The organism is Anabaena sp. PCC 7938 (assembly GCF_049315035.1).
Classification (GTDB): domain Bacteria; phylum Cyanobacteriota; class Cyanobacteriia; order Cyanobacteriales; family Nostocaceae; genus Anabaena; species Anabaena cylindrica.
Map to the genome: position 1 here is coordinate 33,064 of NZ_CP186036.1, position 14,082 is coordinate 47,145.

A 14,082-nucleotide genomic window follows, 5' to 3' on the forward strand; every position below is an offset into this window, starting at 1 on the left:
GATTATTTTATTGCCTACTTGAAAACCTCTATCTTCATTCTTAAGGGAAAAGTTAGGGTTAGCATCCAGAAATTTATCTATAAGGGATTCAGGAGCGATCGCTAATTTACTAATTGCCTCTTGATCACGCTCCCAGTTATTAAAGCAGTTAGTCCCACAGAGAAAATTAATATCCTCTGAAGATTCACCAAAATTCAACCAATCTACAAAAAATCCTGATTCATTGGTATTACTGATAATTCCTAAGTGAAGGCAAATATCAGACTGTTCAACAATGAATACACCTATTTTTGTGTTAACAGGAATTAATCTATCTAGTTCTAAAGCAGTTCGCTGATTAGATTCGGATAAAAGCTCATCCCAATAAGGATCTTTGACAAGCGATTGATCTATATCTCCTATCCAATTAGAAATCCCACTAGAATAATTATCGACTTGAAACAGAGGATCTGAAGTAACAATGTGTTTTTTAGCCATGATTAAACCTCCCAATTCTCACGTAGGGAACTAGCGAAAGCGGCGTATTTACAGCGGACATTTTTGGCGTTAGGTAGCCATGCTAGGAATGCAGCGATCGCTCTTTCGGCTTTTTCCGCTGGCATTCCCTTAAGAATTTTTTGGATGGTTGCCATCTTTGGATTCGGACTAATTCCAAATCCTGCTAAATTTTTAATTTTTGACTTTTCATCAAAAATGTATAGGTGAATCCCGTAAATTTTTAAGCGTTCTTCAAACTTATTCAAAACACAACAATTTTCTGCTTCTGTAGTGTCTTTTAAGTCTGAATAAGTCTGAATAGTATGAGGGACTTCAGAAGCCTTACTGGGCGCGGGTTCTGGGGTTTGATTTTCGCAATTTTGAGAATCTTGTCTCATTTTTGATTTTTTAGTCTCATTCCTGCGACGGGTTTCGCAATTTTGAGAATCTTGTCTCATTTCTGAGACAGTTGTCTCATTTTTGAGACTGGATACACCACTAAGATTGCGAATACTGATACCTTTGTCTTGAATATCAAAGAGTTCTAGCTCTTGGAATTTAGCGATTGCTCTATAGTATGTAGCTTTACTTACGTCACACTCTGTCATTACTGTGAGTGTATCAATATCTTTGTAGGCATCACCCCAAGGATCAACTTCAATCAAATAACTCCAAATTCTCCACTCAGCAGCGGTTAATTTACCCTGCCGCAGCTTTTTAGCAACTTTAGGGGTGACGGGGTAAAAACTGCTAATTTTCATTTCCCACCTCTTCAAACCAATCAGGCAATAAACCAGCTTTGTCTAACTTTGCGATCGCTGAATGGTAAGCAGTTTTTCCTATTCCAGTTGCTGAAATACTTTTAGCAACTTTAATTTTCACGCTTAATTCTGAGATAAGAGGATAAAATTTTAAATACTCCTGAGGAGGTGGTGAAAATTTGTGCTTTTGTGTCATGCTCAAAAAGCATCGTGTAATTACGATGGTTAAAAAACTAAAAAACTTGGCTTTTCAGCCCTAACAGTTGCATCTGTCTGGGCTAAATTCTTATGCTAAAATGAAAGTGCTGGATTAAATAAATTAAACCAGTAGCTATAGTTTACCACTAAATACAGTATTACCTATATACGTAAGGGAAGTTTACAATATGGCAAGAATTCATCAACTGTTTGCGCTTTCCATGAATAGGTACGGAGTCAAAGGTAAAGAATTAGCGGACATTGTGGGTATATCTCCGCAGCACATAACGGAATTTAGGAAAGGTAGATCATGGGTGAGTGAAGACACCTTTGAATCCATGCTGGAGGGTATGGATCATTTATCGCCAGGAAGCAAAAAGTATTTCTGTGAACTGCTTGCTAATCAATCTATTGCACGCATGGATAATAAGCAACTTTTGGTTGATTTAATCGACAATGCCAATGCTGACGAAGTAGAAGCTGCATTACTAGCAATTGGACGGAAGTGGAAAAAGGAAGATAGCAGTAGAAATACTGACTCTACTGAAAAACGTACTTTGACGGATGCGATCGCTGTATAGAAATTTTAAAATTCTGTACGTGTATCTACAACCAGCAAAAATATGATAAACCCAACATTTATGACCGCTAACGATATAAAAAGAATGCTTGAAGAACTAACAGAAGAAGAACTAGAATCTATTTTAAAAGAAAAGCTTAACGCTCTTTCACCAGAGGCTAAAAAGCGTGTAATGGGCTTAGATGAATCAATTACAGTTATAACAGGCTCCTTTGTATCATTAAACTCCGAGGTCGCAGTAAATATTCAAAATGCAAACGGGTTTGACGCAGAAACCGTCATTAAAGCATTGATAGAATTTCGGAGAAAAAATAAATGATGATTCTTAAGGGAAACAAGAGCGATTATTTTAGAGAATTTCTAGTAACTGCTTGGCTAATTCCTTGGGCGAATCTAAGCCGCGTAGAGTTTTGCGTTTTCCCTTAAGAATCAACTATCTATAAGCGATCGCATGATCCTTGATTTCCCCTAAGAATCGTTCAGGAACTCTTAAAGCAACAGTGGGTAAATTCTTCCAGTTTGTAGTTTGCTTTGGTAGGTGATCCGTCTTTGGATTTTTGTTTGACATAATATTAACCTGGTCGGTTTTTATTATTGTATTATTCTTAGTGCAGTGTACACAGCATATAAAGGGAAATTAAAGCCTGATTATTGAGCTTGAACCGCCAGGCGGGGCATACATGGAAAATGTCGCACGGATACCTCACGGGTGCGAAACTTTTCAAAAAACTCTTCTCAGTCATCAAACCACACCCTGATCTAATAAATTAAGGCATGGTTTTATTAATGTGCTAAATACGATTCCCGGCGCTGGTGGTTGCTTCGCTCTTGTTTCGCGCGGAACTATATTGATCTGTTGGTATCAAATATTAGCCGTCCGCGCTAGTGAGGTCGCGCCCATAGGTTATCGCAACGCACACAGTTATTTTAGGCGCTCCCATTTCGCCTCCCCACCCCCCTAACCCCGCCGAGTGGGGGAACTTCGGCTCACTGCGTTCGGTGTTAAAAAGGTATTTTAACTAATATAAAAAAGATACCCGCGAAGCGCTTCTGGCTTTGCTTTCAAGCTCTCAAGAAATGGTTTTGTTAATATGTCACTGCTCACTGTGTTCGGTAGAGATGATACTGCTCGCTTGCGCTCGGATTTGCTCACTTCGGGTTAGTAAAGTTGATCAAAAAAACAGGGATATCTACCCTCGTTCGCGTGCTTCGCTTGGTGTTGCGCCTGCCGTTCCGCTCCACTGGTGGCGAGATTGTAGCACAGAACCGGCTTGTTGAGAGGTTATCTGTTGGTATCAAAGGTTACTAGCCGCCGAACCTGTGCAACTGAACCGATAATGGGTGTCGCTCCACTAGTTTGGGGAAAGAAGAGAAAAAAGAGTGGAGCGGTAAAGGTTCTCGGCTAGGCTGCTGGCTGGCGTTCGGGTTCACTAGCTTTGCTGGCTGTGCCAGCGGTCACTGCGCGTCGCTTCGCTCGCCAAATCAAGAAAAAATACAGCTTCAGAGCTAATCAGCGGTGTGGGTGGCCTTTCACTCTTGGGCTTATTTTCTCCGGCTGGTTTTTCGCGCTGCTACAATCACCGCCCACACTCGGCAATTGATCAGTTCACATCAATCCCAACCTTCATTCTATTATTATAGCGCGAATTCATGCTATTGGCAATAGCAATCTATATACTACATTTATACTACATTTATACTACAAATCCTAGTAATTCCTTTCCATTAGCGCGAATTCGTGCTATACTATATGTAGTCTTTCAGGTGTTGCTGTGGTTCAGTCAGTTTTTTCCCGGTTTTCTGCCTTCGGTTTTTCTGGTTCCCGGTCTGTGGTTTCTGCTGGCTGCTCTGTGGCCGCTGCTTCTGTTCCTGCTGGCTCCTCTGTTTTTGTTGGTTGTGCCAAGGGGGTCGATCAGTTTTTCCGTGGGGTGTTTCCCACTGCCTCAGTTTTTGCGGCCTCTTCCTTTGGGTCTGGCCGCTCCTCTTTTGCTAGGCGGTCTGTTGCAGTGGTGTCTGCGGTGGCTACTGCGGGCGGTTTGTGGGTGGCTTTTCCTTCCTCTCCCTGCCCTGCTGGCCTTTTCCCCTCTGCTTCCTCCTCCCGCTGCTTTTCTGGCTCTGGCTCTGGTTCCTGGGCTTCCCTGGCTTTTGCTCTCGGCTCTGGCCTTCCCTGCCTGGTTTTTTTAGGCTCTCTCCCCTGTCCCACTGGCTGGGATCTTTCTCCAGTTCCCGGTTGCCCTGGGTGGGTGGGCTGTCCGGTGGTTTGCGGCTCTCCGGCTCCAGTGCAGTTGTCCTTGTTCTAGTTCTCACGGGGGGTTTTCCCCCAATATTTTTTTAACTACTATGACCATAAAAAACTTAGGGAAACTGAGCCAGCAAGAATTAGATCTAACTAAGGCATGGCTAAAGAGAATTGATCCACTAATGCAGATTTCACCATCAACATATGCAAAGGGTAGAAGAGAGATTTCTTTAAGAAATACAGTAGAGCTAGTATCAGCAAAATCAGGTAAGCCCTCTAAAATTGAGCCAATTTCACCCCAAAGGCAACTAATTTTAAAATCTGAGCAGGTGGAACTGATAGGAGAAAGATTACTACCAAAGTTTGACCAAGCTCTTATTCTGCACTACCCCCCAGGAACAGAGATCAAGAAACACGCAGATTCACCAGCTTATGCAAAGGGTGCAGCATCCATAAATGTAATAGGTGAGGCAACTTTTAGCTTATATTCTTGGGGTGACGAGAAATTTTTAGAGTCAATTAATTTAACTGAGGGGGATTGTATCAGCTTTGACAATAAGCAGCCGCACTCAGTTTCACCGGTTAAATCTGATAGGTGGTGCATATGCTTTTTTTACCTGAAGGAATTGCAAGCACCCGCCCAATTATCACTGTTTTAGCAAAAATCACTACTCGCGGAACTCTCGGATCACTTTCGTTTGAGTTGATTTATTGCTCATTCGTCGGGGTGGGACAAGCCCACCCGCTCCTCACTCGCGGAAAGCAATCAATCCTCTAGCAGCTTTGCGATCGCTTCCCGAACTTTATCACTCGACTTTGATCCAAATTTCTCCCGCAAAGCTTTTTTAGTTCCTGGAATTAATCTAATAGAGTATTGCTCTGCTGGTATCTCTGCAATTTTGCATTGAAAGGAATGTTCTGTTATGTCAGGGTTTCCGCCAATTCTCATATTTTTTACCTATATCTGCACAGTTTATTATAGCGTGGGTTCTTGCTAATCAATTGTAAAAACTTTGTAACAAACCTTGCTATTAGCGTGATTTCGCGCTATTATATAAAAGTGAAGTAAAAAACCGACCAGGAATTTACAACAATGTTTTTAACCAACGATCCGACTTTTACGATGATTACGGGTAAGGAAGAGATTGATCTTGATTACCTGAGAAAGCTTGCTAGAAGCATCAATGGGCTTCTTGATCTCGAAGAAGTAGAAGAAGAAGATAGCTTAAAACTTAACGACGCGAGAACCGATGTAAAGCGCCGATTAAAAATGGCTTGTATTGATTTCAAGATTAGCACTGAGTTTGTTGATAGCTATATCAAATCTCGCACCAATTAATTAGTTTTTAGCGGTGGCTCCGCCCGCCGCAGGCATCGCTTATCGATCGCTTTCCATAATTCCAGCAAAGTGCGAAGGCCACCACAAAGCAACGACGCGGAAACCTGGCAGGGAAAGGATTAAACCCAAAGTAGGCACACAACAGAGGAATTATTGAAAGTTGGTATTAAAGCGATTGCTAACTATCCCTTAAGAATAGCAATACGCACATTAAATCAAAAACCACCCAAAGCAATGGAATTAACGTTATTATCAGAATCCGACGCGATCGCAATTGAAGAACAGCTTAATGATGTTTACAGGAATGGCAAAACTTTAATAATTGAAAAACTAGATCGTGCTGCTTTAAGTTTAGCCGCTTCACTTGCTGGTGTAGATTTTCCTTACTTCAATAACTGTGTAAGTAGTTCCTTAAAATGTAATTTACCCTATCCAGTAAATCAGAGAGAATGCACTTATCAGGACACTCCTAAAATATATGTGGCTTGTTTATCTGCTTACAATTCAGGTAAGTTGCACGGCTTATATATTGATGCAACACAAGACACGGAAGACATACTAGATGATATTAACTGGATGCTTTCTTGGTCGCCTGTTCGGAATTATGAGCCATGTGAAGAGTGGGCGATTCATGATCATGAAAATTTTGGCGATTTTTCAATAGGAGAGTACGAAAGTTTAGAATATATCAGCCAATTAGCTAAAGCCTTAGATAGTGCTGCTGATAAAGATGCAATGTCTGCATGGTTAAACTATGCAAAAGGTTTGACTAGTGATCCAAATATTGAAGAATTAGCAGAAGAATTTGGTAGCTATTACTGTGGTCGTTGGGATTCAGAAAAAGATTTTGCTCTAAAATCAGAGGACATCGAATCAATGTTTAACTGGTCAGAGTTTGAGAAGAATTTTAAATTTTGGTCGTTTCATATTGATTGGGATTCTGTAGCTAGAGAGCTATTTATGGAAGGTTATGACTCGGTTAAAGCTGATCGGGGTGTTTATGTGTTTCGTGAATATCACGGCTAAGTATTGAATTTAACTCCAGCGATTGCTTCTCTACGAGAGGCTGCGCCAACCCCCGCCGCAGGCATCGCATACATCCCTTAAGAATAGCGATCGCTTCGGTCAGTGTAGCGATCGCCCTCCCTTCAATTTCCCACTAGAAAAATACAGAGGCAAGAATGAAGATTGTAATTAAGCAAGATCATGAAGTATGGAACGCCTACGCAGAAAAGGCAGTTATTAAAAACAGCGAAACAAGCGAAGAAACTCCAGTAAAGCGAGTAGGGTACATTTTGCCAACAAATGGAGACAACGAAATAATAGCCGCTGCATCTGGTAGAGACTGTTGGAAGGTAGATCCAAAGTAACAAACTAATTTATCTGCGATCGCTCTTATCTCAAAAGATAAGCGATGCAAGCAGATCGCTCCCCTCAAATTTCCCACTAGAAAATAACAAAGGTAAAAAAAATGACAAATCCAATTGATCCAAAGAAGCTAACCTTTAAAGACTGGGAATTTAGCAGCGATGAAGACACCGACGGTATTACTCACCATCGGGCTAACTATTACTTTGAAGATGAGAACGGCGATCAAGTAAGAGGAACTTCGCCAAATTATGCAGAAGGGGCAAGCGATTTTAACTGCTTGATTGAAGATGCGCCAAAAGTAGCCGATAAACTCAAGAATGGCGAAACTTGGGACAACGTAGCAGACACATTTAGAGAATCTTGGTAAGTCAAGAATTAGCGATCGCAACTATCCCAAAAGATAAGCGATCGCTTTTTAATTTCCCTTAAGAATTTATCTAAAACTATTGTCAATAGCGCGAATTCACGCTACAATAGGGAAATAACCGACCAGGTAAAACAAATGACTACTACTAAAAGATTTTCCGCTAAAGCTCATATCAAACCCGATTATAATTACTCTATATTTCACCAGTCACTGTTGCATGAAAACAACGGTGAAGATTACGCTTTAAGACACATTTATTCTTTAGAAAATACCAAGCAAGTATTAAAAAAACTTGGCTGGACTGATGAACAAATTAAAACAGGAATTGATACTGTTACTATTGATGTTTTTGAAAAAGTGGTTTATCTTCACATTCCCGGATTTATTACTAAGCGTGGTGAGAAAGTGAAGATTAGAGGAATATCTAGATTTGTGTCAAAGGCTGATTATGTAAATGCGCTAATTAACAGATGCTGGTCAAAAGCTGACCCCTATAAATTAGAACCTGGATCAAACTGGCACGAGTTGATTGCAAAAGGAAATACCGGGGACTTTTATGAGCTTAATTTAATGCCCCATGCAATTGGCTGTACTTGCCATGCTTTCAGCGGTACAGAGAAAGCTTTCATGCAAGATTTAAAAGCACAGCAGTACTTAATTGATCACCCCGTTGTAGAGGGGCAGATACCTGACAAACACGTATTCGCGGCGTGGAAATACTTGAGAGCAGAGAATTACAAACAGTATCAGTACTGCTGGACCGAACGCAGAGATAAAAGCTTGGAGGATAACTGGCAGTTTGAACCAGATCCCGAATACGAATACAACTGGTAAAAACTGGCCGCAGTCCACAGCCATAATTGAGGGCAGGTAGAAAAACCGACCAGGAATTTAAACCCACCCAATTAAAGGATAACACCATGAATCAAGAAATTCTTGAAAAACTAGCCGAAGTGATAGATCAACTTAGAGAAATTTTAGAAGCATTAGAGGAGTCACCAGATATAAAGTCTCACCACTTGCTTGACAACGCCTTTGGCAACTGCGAAGAGGTTTACAACGAGTATAACGTTTAACAACTTTGCGATGCCTTTGGCGACCGAAGGTATCGCTTTCAATTCTTAAGGGATAAGGAGCGATCGCACCTATCAAAATTTCCCACTAGAATTATGCTAACCGTAACCCGTGAGGAATTTAAACAAATTCTTGCAGAGCTATCTAAACCGTTTTTACCAGAGCAGCACCAGGAGCGAACATTGAGAGGCGGGGGAAGATGGCTGTTTGTGCCGTGGCAGCACATCAGAGATAGGCTAAATAATGTTTATCCAGAATGGTCATGCTCGTATTCCCACCCGATTTATGTGGGTGATGATTGCTGTATAAGGTGTACTATCACTATCGCTGGTGTTTCTCGTGAAGCTCCAGGAATTGCGCCCATTGTGCTGCTTTCAAACGAGGGCAAGAACATGGCTAGAGGTACGCCCACAGAGAGAGCTATAGCAGATGCTTTTAAAAATGCTGCTGAGGCTTTCGGAGTCGCGGCGTACTTGGATGATCAAAAGCTGACAGATAAACTCATGCGGAAGCAGGGAGATTTGAGGGCTTATAAATTTGGTAAGGAAAATGAGGAATTAGCAGCGGGAGCTAGAGGAATACCAATCAAGCAAGCTCAACCAGTTAAAAAGGTTTTACCATCTGCCACAGCCCAAGTAATAAATTTGGAGCAAGTGAAACTGTTATGGTCAACTGCCAGAAAATTAAACTTAACTGAGGATGATGTTAGAGAAGCGATCGCAAAGTTTAACTTAGTTTCTACAAAAGAAATTCCTGTAAACAAATTTAGCCAGGTGATGACAGAGTTAGAAAATTTAGCTTTTTAATAGTTTGATAACTTCACCCTCACTCGCTGAGGGTTTTTTATTGGGGGAAGACAACCGCGCTAATGGCAACCCCAAAGCCAGACACAGCAAGGGATGCAGCCGAACCACGACAAACACCGACAACTAACTAGTGACCAATGGTTTTAGAACTGTAGTTGTAGCAGTTTTTAGGGCTAGTAGGCTTGTAGCAAGGCCAGCAGTTTTAGTAATAGCCGGGGTTCCCCAGCTTTTTCTTTATCTGCTGTGTCGTGCTGCAAGGGCTGGCTCAGGGAAACTAGCTCTAAAAACTGCTACGGGTTTGGGTGGGTGGGCTATAGTTCTTGATTTAATTAGTCTTTTTTCATTAGTCATTGGTCATTTCACAGCATGGTTTGATGACTGAGAAGAGTTTTTGGAAAAGTTTCGCACCCGTGCGGTATCCGTGCAGCATTTTTCATGTATGCCCCGCCTGGCGGTTCAGGCTCAACATTCAGGCTTTAATTATTTGCTACGTTTAGCCTTGCGGTATTCCCAGGGTTTTTGGTAGTTTCTACTCCACACGCCGATCTTTTTCGATTGAGCCATCGCTTCCCCATTCTTAAGGGAAATTTCATTTGGGCAATTCTTGGAATACTGATGATAAACGTAAGCCATCCCAGCTTTAACTAATTCTTCATTGAGAAATTTTTCTGTACCATCTGAATTAATTAAAAATACCTCACCAATTTTCCTGTTATATCTATCTGTACCAACAGTAGAAATTTGTACCATTTTCTTAAGGGAAAAAACAGAACGTAAATAATCCCTAGATTCCTTTCCTAATGGTTGTGAAATCTCAGGAGCATCTATTCCACACAATCGAATATTTTCAATAACTCCATTCTTTTTAACCTTGATAGTATCGCCATCACGAATAGATAAAACTTCCCACTCTTCTGTTGTACCTGGCGCTGAAAGCTTTGCTGAATAAGAATTGTACGCTGTACCAAATTTTTTATTAGCATATAAATAAAATGCAATTCCCGTACCAATTACACTAAAAGAAAGTAAGGTTACAACTATTTTTAAAATCTTCATAAAAGTGATTTACAAATGTATCTATATAGAATAATATAAGGCTTACCTGATGCTTAATGTGATATGAAAAATAGACTAAATAGCCTTGTTGGTTTGGGCTTATTAGGTGCGATCGCTTCCCTTGGATTTATGCCACAAGCGATCGCAATTCCTTATAATTCTAATACCGTTTACAAAACAGTTTCTGAGGGTGTTACTACTGTTTATATTTCGGGAACTCCTAGCGGAACGGCTTCTGTAGCTCTCGGTTTTATAGACAGATTTAGTTCTCGCGTAGCTGGTAGTTGTGGTGAGGTAAGACTTTCAGCAACCACTGTAGGAGCAACTCCAACAGTTCAGGTAGGTAGTCCTGGTGTAAGTGTTGAAATCGAAAACTTACCAGTTCAGCTTTTACCAACTTGCACTAGCGGATCATTTGCAGAAGCAAGGCCAAATAACTTTAAAACTCCTTCTGGGGAAGTCGTAATCGTTGGGCAAACTGCAAACACAGCGGTATTGCTAAATATTCCTAGAGATACAACTAGAACGGTACGGTTAAACGCTTGTGGCTTCGGAACTCTGAGAAATACCTCATCTTTTAGTATTCCGCCTACCTTCAGTGTCGAAGGAGTAGAAAAAACTCTAGCAACTCTGCCAAATGCTGGTAATGCGCCGCGCTGTACGAGTGGTGTTGGTTACGTTCCTTCGGCGTGGATTGGTGGAACCTAAATTTCTAAATTTGTTTATTGCTGTGTGAGGGTAGCACCTCACTTTTTTTATGCAAATACTTTACCTGTTTAGCATTATTCTAATTAATCCTCTGGGAACATCTAGGGGACAAATTTGGACGCAGCCCAAAATAGCCATCCTTGCTGTAATTTGCGCCTATAACCTACAATTAATTTGCGAAAATAAACAGGATATTAAGTTATCTAGAAATTGGTGGATAGTTGCGATCGCTTTTTCAATATTCTTAGGGGATTGTTTAATCAGTTCCTTGCTGTCTCCTGCTGGTTTCATGCGATCGCTTTTAGGGCATCCTACGCACCTATCAGGGTTAATTTACTGGGGGTTAATAGCAGTATTTACTCTAACTAATTCACTTGTACTACAAATAAAGCCAAAATTATTAAAACAGCAATTACAAGGATTTATTGCAGGTAGCGTAATTTTGGTATTATCAATTATTCCTCAGTACTTTAACTGGACTATTGATTACACTATTAATAGTGGTCAATTATTTAATAATAATATTCTTTTAAGTAGCATTTACAAAGGTCATCAGCCGATTGGCTTGTATTCTCATAGAGGGCATTCAGCCTTTGTTTTAGCAGCGGCAGCAGCGGCTATTTTATCAAGTTGGAAAAGTAAAATATTTAGTAGTAAAGTTCTATTGATACTACCTGTAATAATTACAGCATTACTGCTAACACAAACCAGGGCGGGAATAGTGGCTTTACTTGCTTCCCTGGTTTTTCTAATGGGAAATAATAGGATAGTTTGGATAAGTGCGATCACTTCTTTAGTTTTAATCATAAGTATTTCTACCACAAGACAAATAGAGGGAATATCTATTGTTAAGCAACTTACATCTGATAGGCTTTGGATTTGGGAGATATCCAAAAGTGCAATCAATAAAAATCCTTATCATGGATACGGTTTGGATGGCTTCAATATTGCTTATCCACAAATGAAGAATGTCAAAAAAGAAGTAATTTTTACACCTTATACGAAATCACACAATTTAATAATTGATTGGGCTGTATCTATTGGTGTCGCAGGGGCAGCTTTATATTTATTAATATTTGGGTATTGCTTTTTCATAAATGAATCTCCATTATCAGCCGTGGTAATTGTATATTTAGTTTATACAATGACCTGGTTTGAATCGGGGCAGTTTACACACATTGCATGGTGGGCATTAAGCCTATTTAATTATGAAAAATCTATTAATAATTATAATTTTACTTCTCAGCCAAAAGTCTGTACTAGCCTGGAATCCACAGTTAGAAGCAGAATTTCAACAGCGGTCAAAGGAGTATTTAGAAAGCTTCCCATCTGGTAAATATGGGAGTAATGCTTATGAGTATGAGAAGCAGAGTTATCCTAGAGCGATGATAGATTTTCTTAAGGGAAATGAGAGGGAAGCGATTGCATTTTTGGAAAGTGAGGATAAATTAAGTGGTTTACATTCCCACACTTTAGGCATAGATTTTTATTCTGCGTTTTCCCTTAAGAATCAAATCAGGAAATATTTTGGATTCGATCTAACTCCTGCGTATAAATCTAGAATGCGTCAGGGAATGAGACTAGCTACAGAATCAGATCCCATGCTGCGCTATTTTCCCTTAAGAAAATTTTGGGAGAAGTCAACGGATAACTGTAATACTTTGGTAGATTGCCGAAATACCGATAACCTTAAAGTTATGCGAGACGTGTCAGTTTATCTGATGGCAGAAGAATCAGGTAATGAATTTACACGCCAAATTTATAAAAATAATATTTATCAAAAGGTGCGATCGCTCTACCAAACTGGTAAGGGTGAATGGGATAGTGAGAGCTACTTAGGGCATGAACTGACTGGATATTTAAACTTATATGATTACGCCAAAGATCCAGAGGTAAAACAGATGGGTAAAGCTGCACTCGATTGGATGACTATAACTGGGGCGGTAAAGTATTGGCGTGGTGGATTTGGTGGACCGAGTAAGAGAGATTATGGCGGGGGAAATTGTACATGGTGCAGTAGTACTTCTCAATATCTGGGAATGTATTTCGGTGATTCACCAGTAAAGTTTAAAAGTAGTAATCCTGATTTGGTGCATTTACTACTTAGCAGCTACAGGCCACCAAATGCCGCAGTAGCGATCGCTCGTAAACAATTCACTTTCCCACTAGAATTACTAAATTCAAAACCTGCTTATTTAAACTGGAGAGAGGATAAACCACAGCAATTTCACGAAACTCTATACTTTGGTAAAACTTACCAGTTAGGAACATTGGCAGAAGGAACAGGTGGGGATTGGTCAGGGTTTAAATTGCTGGTAGATAGTTCAGTTCGAGGTGTAGATTATTTCATACCCTCATTTATTGGCCACAACTCAGTTGCACAGTATCGAAATTTAGCCGTGTGCATGGGTAAAGGCAAGTTTAGTTTTATGCTTCCGAAATCTGCGTTAGTGGAGCATGACCGGGGGTGGATTTTCATTAAATTGGAGCGGACTAATTTAGCGATCGCTCTCATCAATGCTGAGGTGGGAGAACTCGCACCCACGGAAAAGTACTCTGATAGTCTTACTCTGGCAATTAAACCTACTGCTGATATAACGGGCTTTGCTATAGATGTGGGTGAGGGTAATTATCAAAGCTTCAAAACTTTAACAGTTGTCAATTCCAGATTAAAAGTTAAAGGGCAAAGTGCCGAGTATACCTCAATCATGAGGAATAGGGTAAAGCTTGAATATACTGGCGGAACTCCCAAGATATGGAGAAATGGGAAGCTACACGATTTCATGGTGCATCGTGACGTTTACCGTGCAGATGTTTCTAATTTAGGGAAAGCGCCAATTTACCAGGCTTATAAATCTGGAAAGTTAGAAGTAATCGTGAATGGCATCAAATCAAGTTTCAGCGTTCTTGACACTCAGAAATAATAACCCAAGTAGCGGGTAATAAAAGCTGGATAACGTTTACTACACAGGTGAAAGGCTGCGATATCGTGCTGGTGGACAACAGATAAAGCGGCATTTTTCTTCAACTTATCATTCGCCCCACGACAGAATCTGGCTTTTGGGCTTTTTCATAATCTCTGCTTATAATAGTAACTTTGTTTTAC

20 protein-coding genes are annotated in these 14,082 nt (G+C 40.4%); 14 read left to right on the forward strand and 6 right to left on the reverse strand.

Annotated features, from left to right (window positions below; translation table 11 throughout):
* Positions 1 to 479: 479 nt before the first annotated feature.
* Both ACOWPH_RS28760 and ACOWPH_RS28765 read right to left on the reverse strand, forming a co-directional pair.
* Entirely contained in the window at positions 480 to 1,238 is a 759-nt protein-coding gene (locus ACOWPH_RS28760; protein ID WP_015217754.1) for a hypothetical protein, read from the reverse strand.
* The gene (locus ACOWPH_RS28765; RefSeq protein ID WP_015217755.1) at positions 1,228 to 1,434 is read right to left on the reverse strand and encodes a hypothetical protein; all 207 of its coding nucleotides are present in this window, start codon (positions 1,432 to 1,434) and stop codon (positions 1,228 to 1,230) included. The genes ACOWPH_RS28760 and ACOWPH_RS28765 overlap by 11 nt, the downstream gene beginning before the upstream one ends.
* A gap of 190 nt (positions 1,435 to 1,624) precedes the next feature.
* On the opposite strand from ACOWPH_RS28765, the gene ACOWPH_RS28770 reads away from it, so the two are divergent.
* Together ACOWPH_RS28770 and ACOWPH_RS28775 are read left to right on the forward strand one after the other, a co-directional pair.
* On the forward strand, positions 1,625 to 2,017 hold the full coding sequence (locus ACOWPH_RS28770; protein WP_015217756.1) for a helix-turn-helix domain-containing protein: 393 nt from the start codon (positions 1,625 to 1,627) through the stop codon (positions 2,015 to 2,017).
* A gap of 60 nt (positions 2,018 to 2,077) precedes the next feature.
* Positions 2,078 to 2,335, forward strand: a complete 258-nt coding sequence (locus ACOWPH_RS28775) for a hypothetical protein (RefSeq protein WP_150111148.1) — start codon at positions 2,078 to 2,080, stop codon at positions 2,333 to 2,335.
* A gap of 114 nt (positions 2,336 to 2,449) precedes the next feature.
* On the opposite strand, the gene ACOWPH_RS28780 is transcribed toward ACOWPH_RS28775, so the two are convergent.
* On the reverse strand, positions 2,450 to 2,584 hold the full coding sequence (locus ACOWPH_RS28780) for a hypothetical protein (protein WP_015217758.1): 135 nt from the start codon (positions 2,582 to 2,584) through the stop codon (positions 2,450 to 2,452).
* Between the two features lie 1,209 nt (positions 2,585 to 3,793).
* A complete protein-coding gene (locus ACOWPH_RS28785) occupies positions 3,794 to 3,919 on the reverse strand; it encodes a hypothetical protein (RefSeq protein WP_277882360.1) in 126 nt (41 codons plus the stop codon).
* A gap of 437 nt (positions 3,920 to 4,356) precedes the next feature.
* On the opposite strand from ACOWPH_RS28785, the gene ACOWPH_RS28790 reads away from it, so the two are divergent.
* Complete coding sequence (locus ACOWPH_RS28790; protein WP_015217760.1) at positions 4,357 to 4,914, forward strand: hypothetical protein; 558 nt, start codon at positions 4,357 to 4,359, stop codon at positions 4,912 to 4,914.
* A 107-nt stretch (positions 4,915 to 5,021) separates the two neighbouring features.
* Here the strand turns inward: ACOWPH_RS28790 and ACOWPH_RS28795 are convergent, their stop codons facing one another.
* On the reverse strand, positions 5,022 to 5,204 hold the full coding sequence (locus tag ACOWPH_RS28795; protein WP_015217761.1) for a hypothetical protein: 183 nt from the start codon (positions 5,202 to 5,204) through the stop codon (positions 5,022 to 5,024).
* Positions 5,205 to 5,348: 144 nt separating this feature from the next.
* Between ACOWPH_RS28795 and ACOWPH_RS28800 the strand changes: the two genes are divergently transcribed.
* From ACOWPH_RS28800 to ACOWPH_RS28835, 8 genes are all read left to right on the forward strand, one after another.
* Positions 5,349 to 5,594: a hypothetical protein gene (locus ACOWPH_RS28800; RefSeq protein WP_015217762.1), complete on the forward strand. Its 246-nt coding sequence runs from the start codon at positions 5,349 to 5,351 to the stop codon at positions 5,592 to 5,594.
* 153 nt (positions 5,595 to 5,747) lie between these two features.
* On the forward strand, positions 5,748 to 6,620 hold the full coding sequence (locus ACOWPH_RS28805; protein ID WP_015217763.1) for an antirestriction protein ArdA: 873 nt from the start codon (positions 5,748 to 5,750) through the stop codon (positions 6,618 to 6,620).
* A 155-nt stretch (positions 6,621 to 6,775) separates the two neighbouring features.
* On the forward strand, positions 6,776 to 6,964 hold the full coding sequence (locus tag ACOWPH_RS28810; protein WP_015217764.1) for a hypothetical protein: 189 nt from the start codon (positions 6,776 to 6,778) through the stop codon (positions 6,962 to 6,964).
* 101 nt (positions 6,965 to 7,065) lie between these two features.
* Positions 7,066 to 7,332 carry a hypothetical protein gene (locus tag ACOWPH_RS28815; protein ID WP_015217765.1) on the forward strand — a complete coding sequence of 89 codons (267 nt, stop codon included), beginning with the start codon at positions 7,066 to 7,068 and terminating at the stop codon, positions 7,330 to 7,332.
* A gap of 135 nt (positions 7,333 to 7,467) precedes the next feature.
* Positions 7,468 to 8,166 carry a hypothetical protein gene (locus ACOWPH_RS28820; RefSeq protein ID WP_015217766.1) on the forward strand — a complete coding sequence of 233 codons (699 nt, stop codon included), beginning with the start codon at positions 7,468 to 7,470 and terminating at the stop codon, positions 8,164 to 8,166.
* A gap of 26 nt (positions 8,167 to 8,192) precedes the next feature.
* Positions 8,193 to 8,408, forward strand: a complete 216-nt coding sequence (locus tag ACOWPH_RS28825; protein ID WP_042466420.1) for a hypothetical protein — start codon at positions 8,193 to 8,195, stop codon at positions 8,406 to 8,408.
* A gap of 93 nt (positions 8,409 to 8,501) precedes the next feature.
* Positions 8,502 to 9,212 (forward strand): Rad52/Rad22 family DNA repair protein, encoded by a 711-nt coding sequence (locus ACOWPH_RS28830; RefSeq protein ID WP_015217768.1) that lies wholly within the window; start codon positions 8,502 to 8,504, stop codon positions 9,210 to 9,212.
* Between the two features lie 130 nt (positions 9,213 to 9,342).
* Positions 9,343 to 9,594, forward strand: coding sequence for a hypothetical protein (locus tag ACOWPH_RS28835; protein ID WP_042466421.1), 252 nt, complete (start codon positions 9,343 to 9,345; stop codon positions 9,592 to 9,594).
* A 98-nt stretch (positions 9,595 to 9,692) separates the two neighbouring features.
* Here ACOWPH_RS28835 and ACOWPH_RS28840 read toward each other — a convergent pair whose 3' ends face one another.
* A complete protein-coding gene (locus ACOWPH_RS28840) occupies positions 9,693 to 10,268 on the reverse strand; it encodes a thermonuclease family protein (RefSeq protein WP_015217769.1) in 576 nt (191 codons plus the stop codon).
* 63 nt (positions 10,269 to 10,331) lie between these two features.
* Between ACOWPH_RS28840 and ACOWPH_RS28845 the strand changes: the two genes are divergently transcribed.
* The 3 genes from ACOWPH_RS28845 to ACOWPH_RS28855 all read left to right on the forward strand — a co-directional run bounded on the left by ACOWPH_RS28845 (position 10,332) and on the right by ACOWPH_RS28855 (position 13,900).
* The gene (locus tag ACOWPH_RS28845; RefSeq protein ID WP_015217770.1) at positions 10,332 to 10,976 is read left to right on the forward strand and encodes a hypothetical protein; all 645 of its coding nucleotides are present in this window, start codon (positions 10,332 to 10,334) and stop codon (positions 10,974 to 10,976) included.
* A gap of 289 nt (positions 10,977 to 11,265) precedes the next feature.
* Positions 11,266 to 12,312, forward strand: a complete 1,047-nt coding sequence (locus ACOWPH_RS28850; protein WP_216087746.1) for an O-antigen ligase family protein — start codon at positions 11,266 to 11,268, stop codon at positions 12,310 to 12,312.
* A 49-nt stretch (positions 12,313 to 12,361) separates the two neighbouring features.
* Positions 12,362 to 13,900 (forward strand): hypothetical protein, encoded by a 1,539-nt coding sequence (locus ACOWPH_RS28855; RefSeq protein WP_242043056.1) that lies wholly within the window; start codon positions 12,362 to 12,364, stop codon positions 13,898 to 13,900.
* Positions 13,901 to 14,082 lie beyond the last annotated feature (182 nt).

What these genes read in the sequence shown, in the direction of transcription:
- ACOWPH_RS28760 (WP_015217754.1), bottom strand. Translation starts at nt 1,238, where the DNA reads ATGAAAATTAGCAGTTTTTACCCCGTCACCCCTAAAGTTGCTAAAAAG.
- ACOWPH_RS28765 (WP_015217755.1), bottom strand. Translation starts at nt 1,434, where the DNA reads ATGACACAAAAGCACAAATTTTCACCACCTCCTCAGGAGTATTTAAAA.
- ACOWPH_RS28770 (WP_015217756.1), top strand. Translation starts at nt 1,625, where the DNA reads ATGGCAAGAATTCATCAACTGTTTGCGCTTTCCATGAATAGGTACGGA.
- ACOWPH_RS28775 (WP_150111148.1), top strand. Translation starts at nt 2,078, where the DNA reads ATGACCGCTAACGATATAAAAAGAATGCTTGAAGAACTAACAGAAGAA.
- ACOWPH_RS28780 (WP_015217758.1), bottom strand. Translation starts at nt 2,584, where the DNA reads ATGTCAAACAAAAATCCAAAGACGGATCACCTACCAAAGCAAACTACA.
- ACOWPH_RS28790 (WP_015217760.1), top strand. Translation starts at nt 4,357, where the DNA reads ATGACCATAAAAAACTTAGGGAAACTGAGCCAGCAAGAATTAGATCTA.
- ACOWPH_RS28795 (WP_015217761.1), bottom strand. Translation starts at nt 5,204, where the DNA reads ATGAGAATTGGCGGAAACCCTGACATAACAGAACATTCCTTTCAATGC.
- ACOWPH_RS28800 (WP_015217762.1), top strand. Translation starts at nt 5,349, where the DNA reads ATGTTTTTAACCAACGATCCGACTTTTACGATGATTACGGGTAAGGAA.
- ACOWPH_RS28810 (WP_015217764.1), top strand. Translation starts at nt 6,776, where the DNA reads ATGAAGATTGTAATTAAGCAAGATCATGAAGTATGGAACGCCTACGCA.
- ACOWPH_RS28815 (WP_015217765.1), top strand. Translation starts at nt 7,066, where the DNA reads ATGACAAATCCAATTGATCCAAAGAAGCTAACCTTTAAAGACTGGGAA.
- ACOWPH_RS28820 (WP_015217766.1), top strand. Translation starts at nt 7,468, where the DNA reads ATGACTACTACTAAAAGATTTTCCGCTAAAGCTCATATCAAACCCGAT.
- ACOWPH_RS28830 (WP_015217768.1), top strand. Translation starts at nt 8,502, where the DNA reads ATGCTAACCGTAACCCGTGAGGAATTTAAACAAATTCTTGCAGAGCTA.
- ACOWPH_RS28840 (WP_015217769.1), bottom strand. Translation starts at nt 10,268, where the DNA reads ATGAAGATTTTAAAAATAGTTGTAACCTTACTTTCTTTTAGTGTAATT.
- ACOWPH_RS28845 (WP_015217770.1), top strand. Translation starts at nt 10,332, where the DNA reads ATGAAAAATAGACTAAATAGCCTTGTTGGTTTGGGCTTATTAGGTGCG.
- ACOWPH_RS28850 (WP_216087746.1), top strand. Translation starts at nt 11,266, where the DNA reads ATGCGATCGCTTTTAGGGCATCCTACGCACCTATCAGGGTTAATTTAC.
- ACOWPH_RS28855 (WP_242043056.1), top strand. Translation starts at nt 12,362, where the DNA reads ATGATAGATTTTCTTAAGGGAAATGAGAGGGAAGCGATTGCATTTTTG.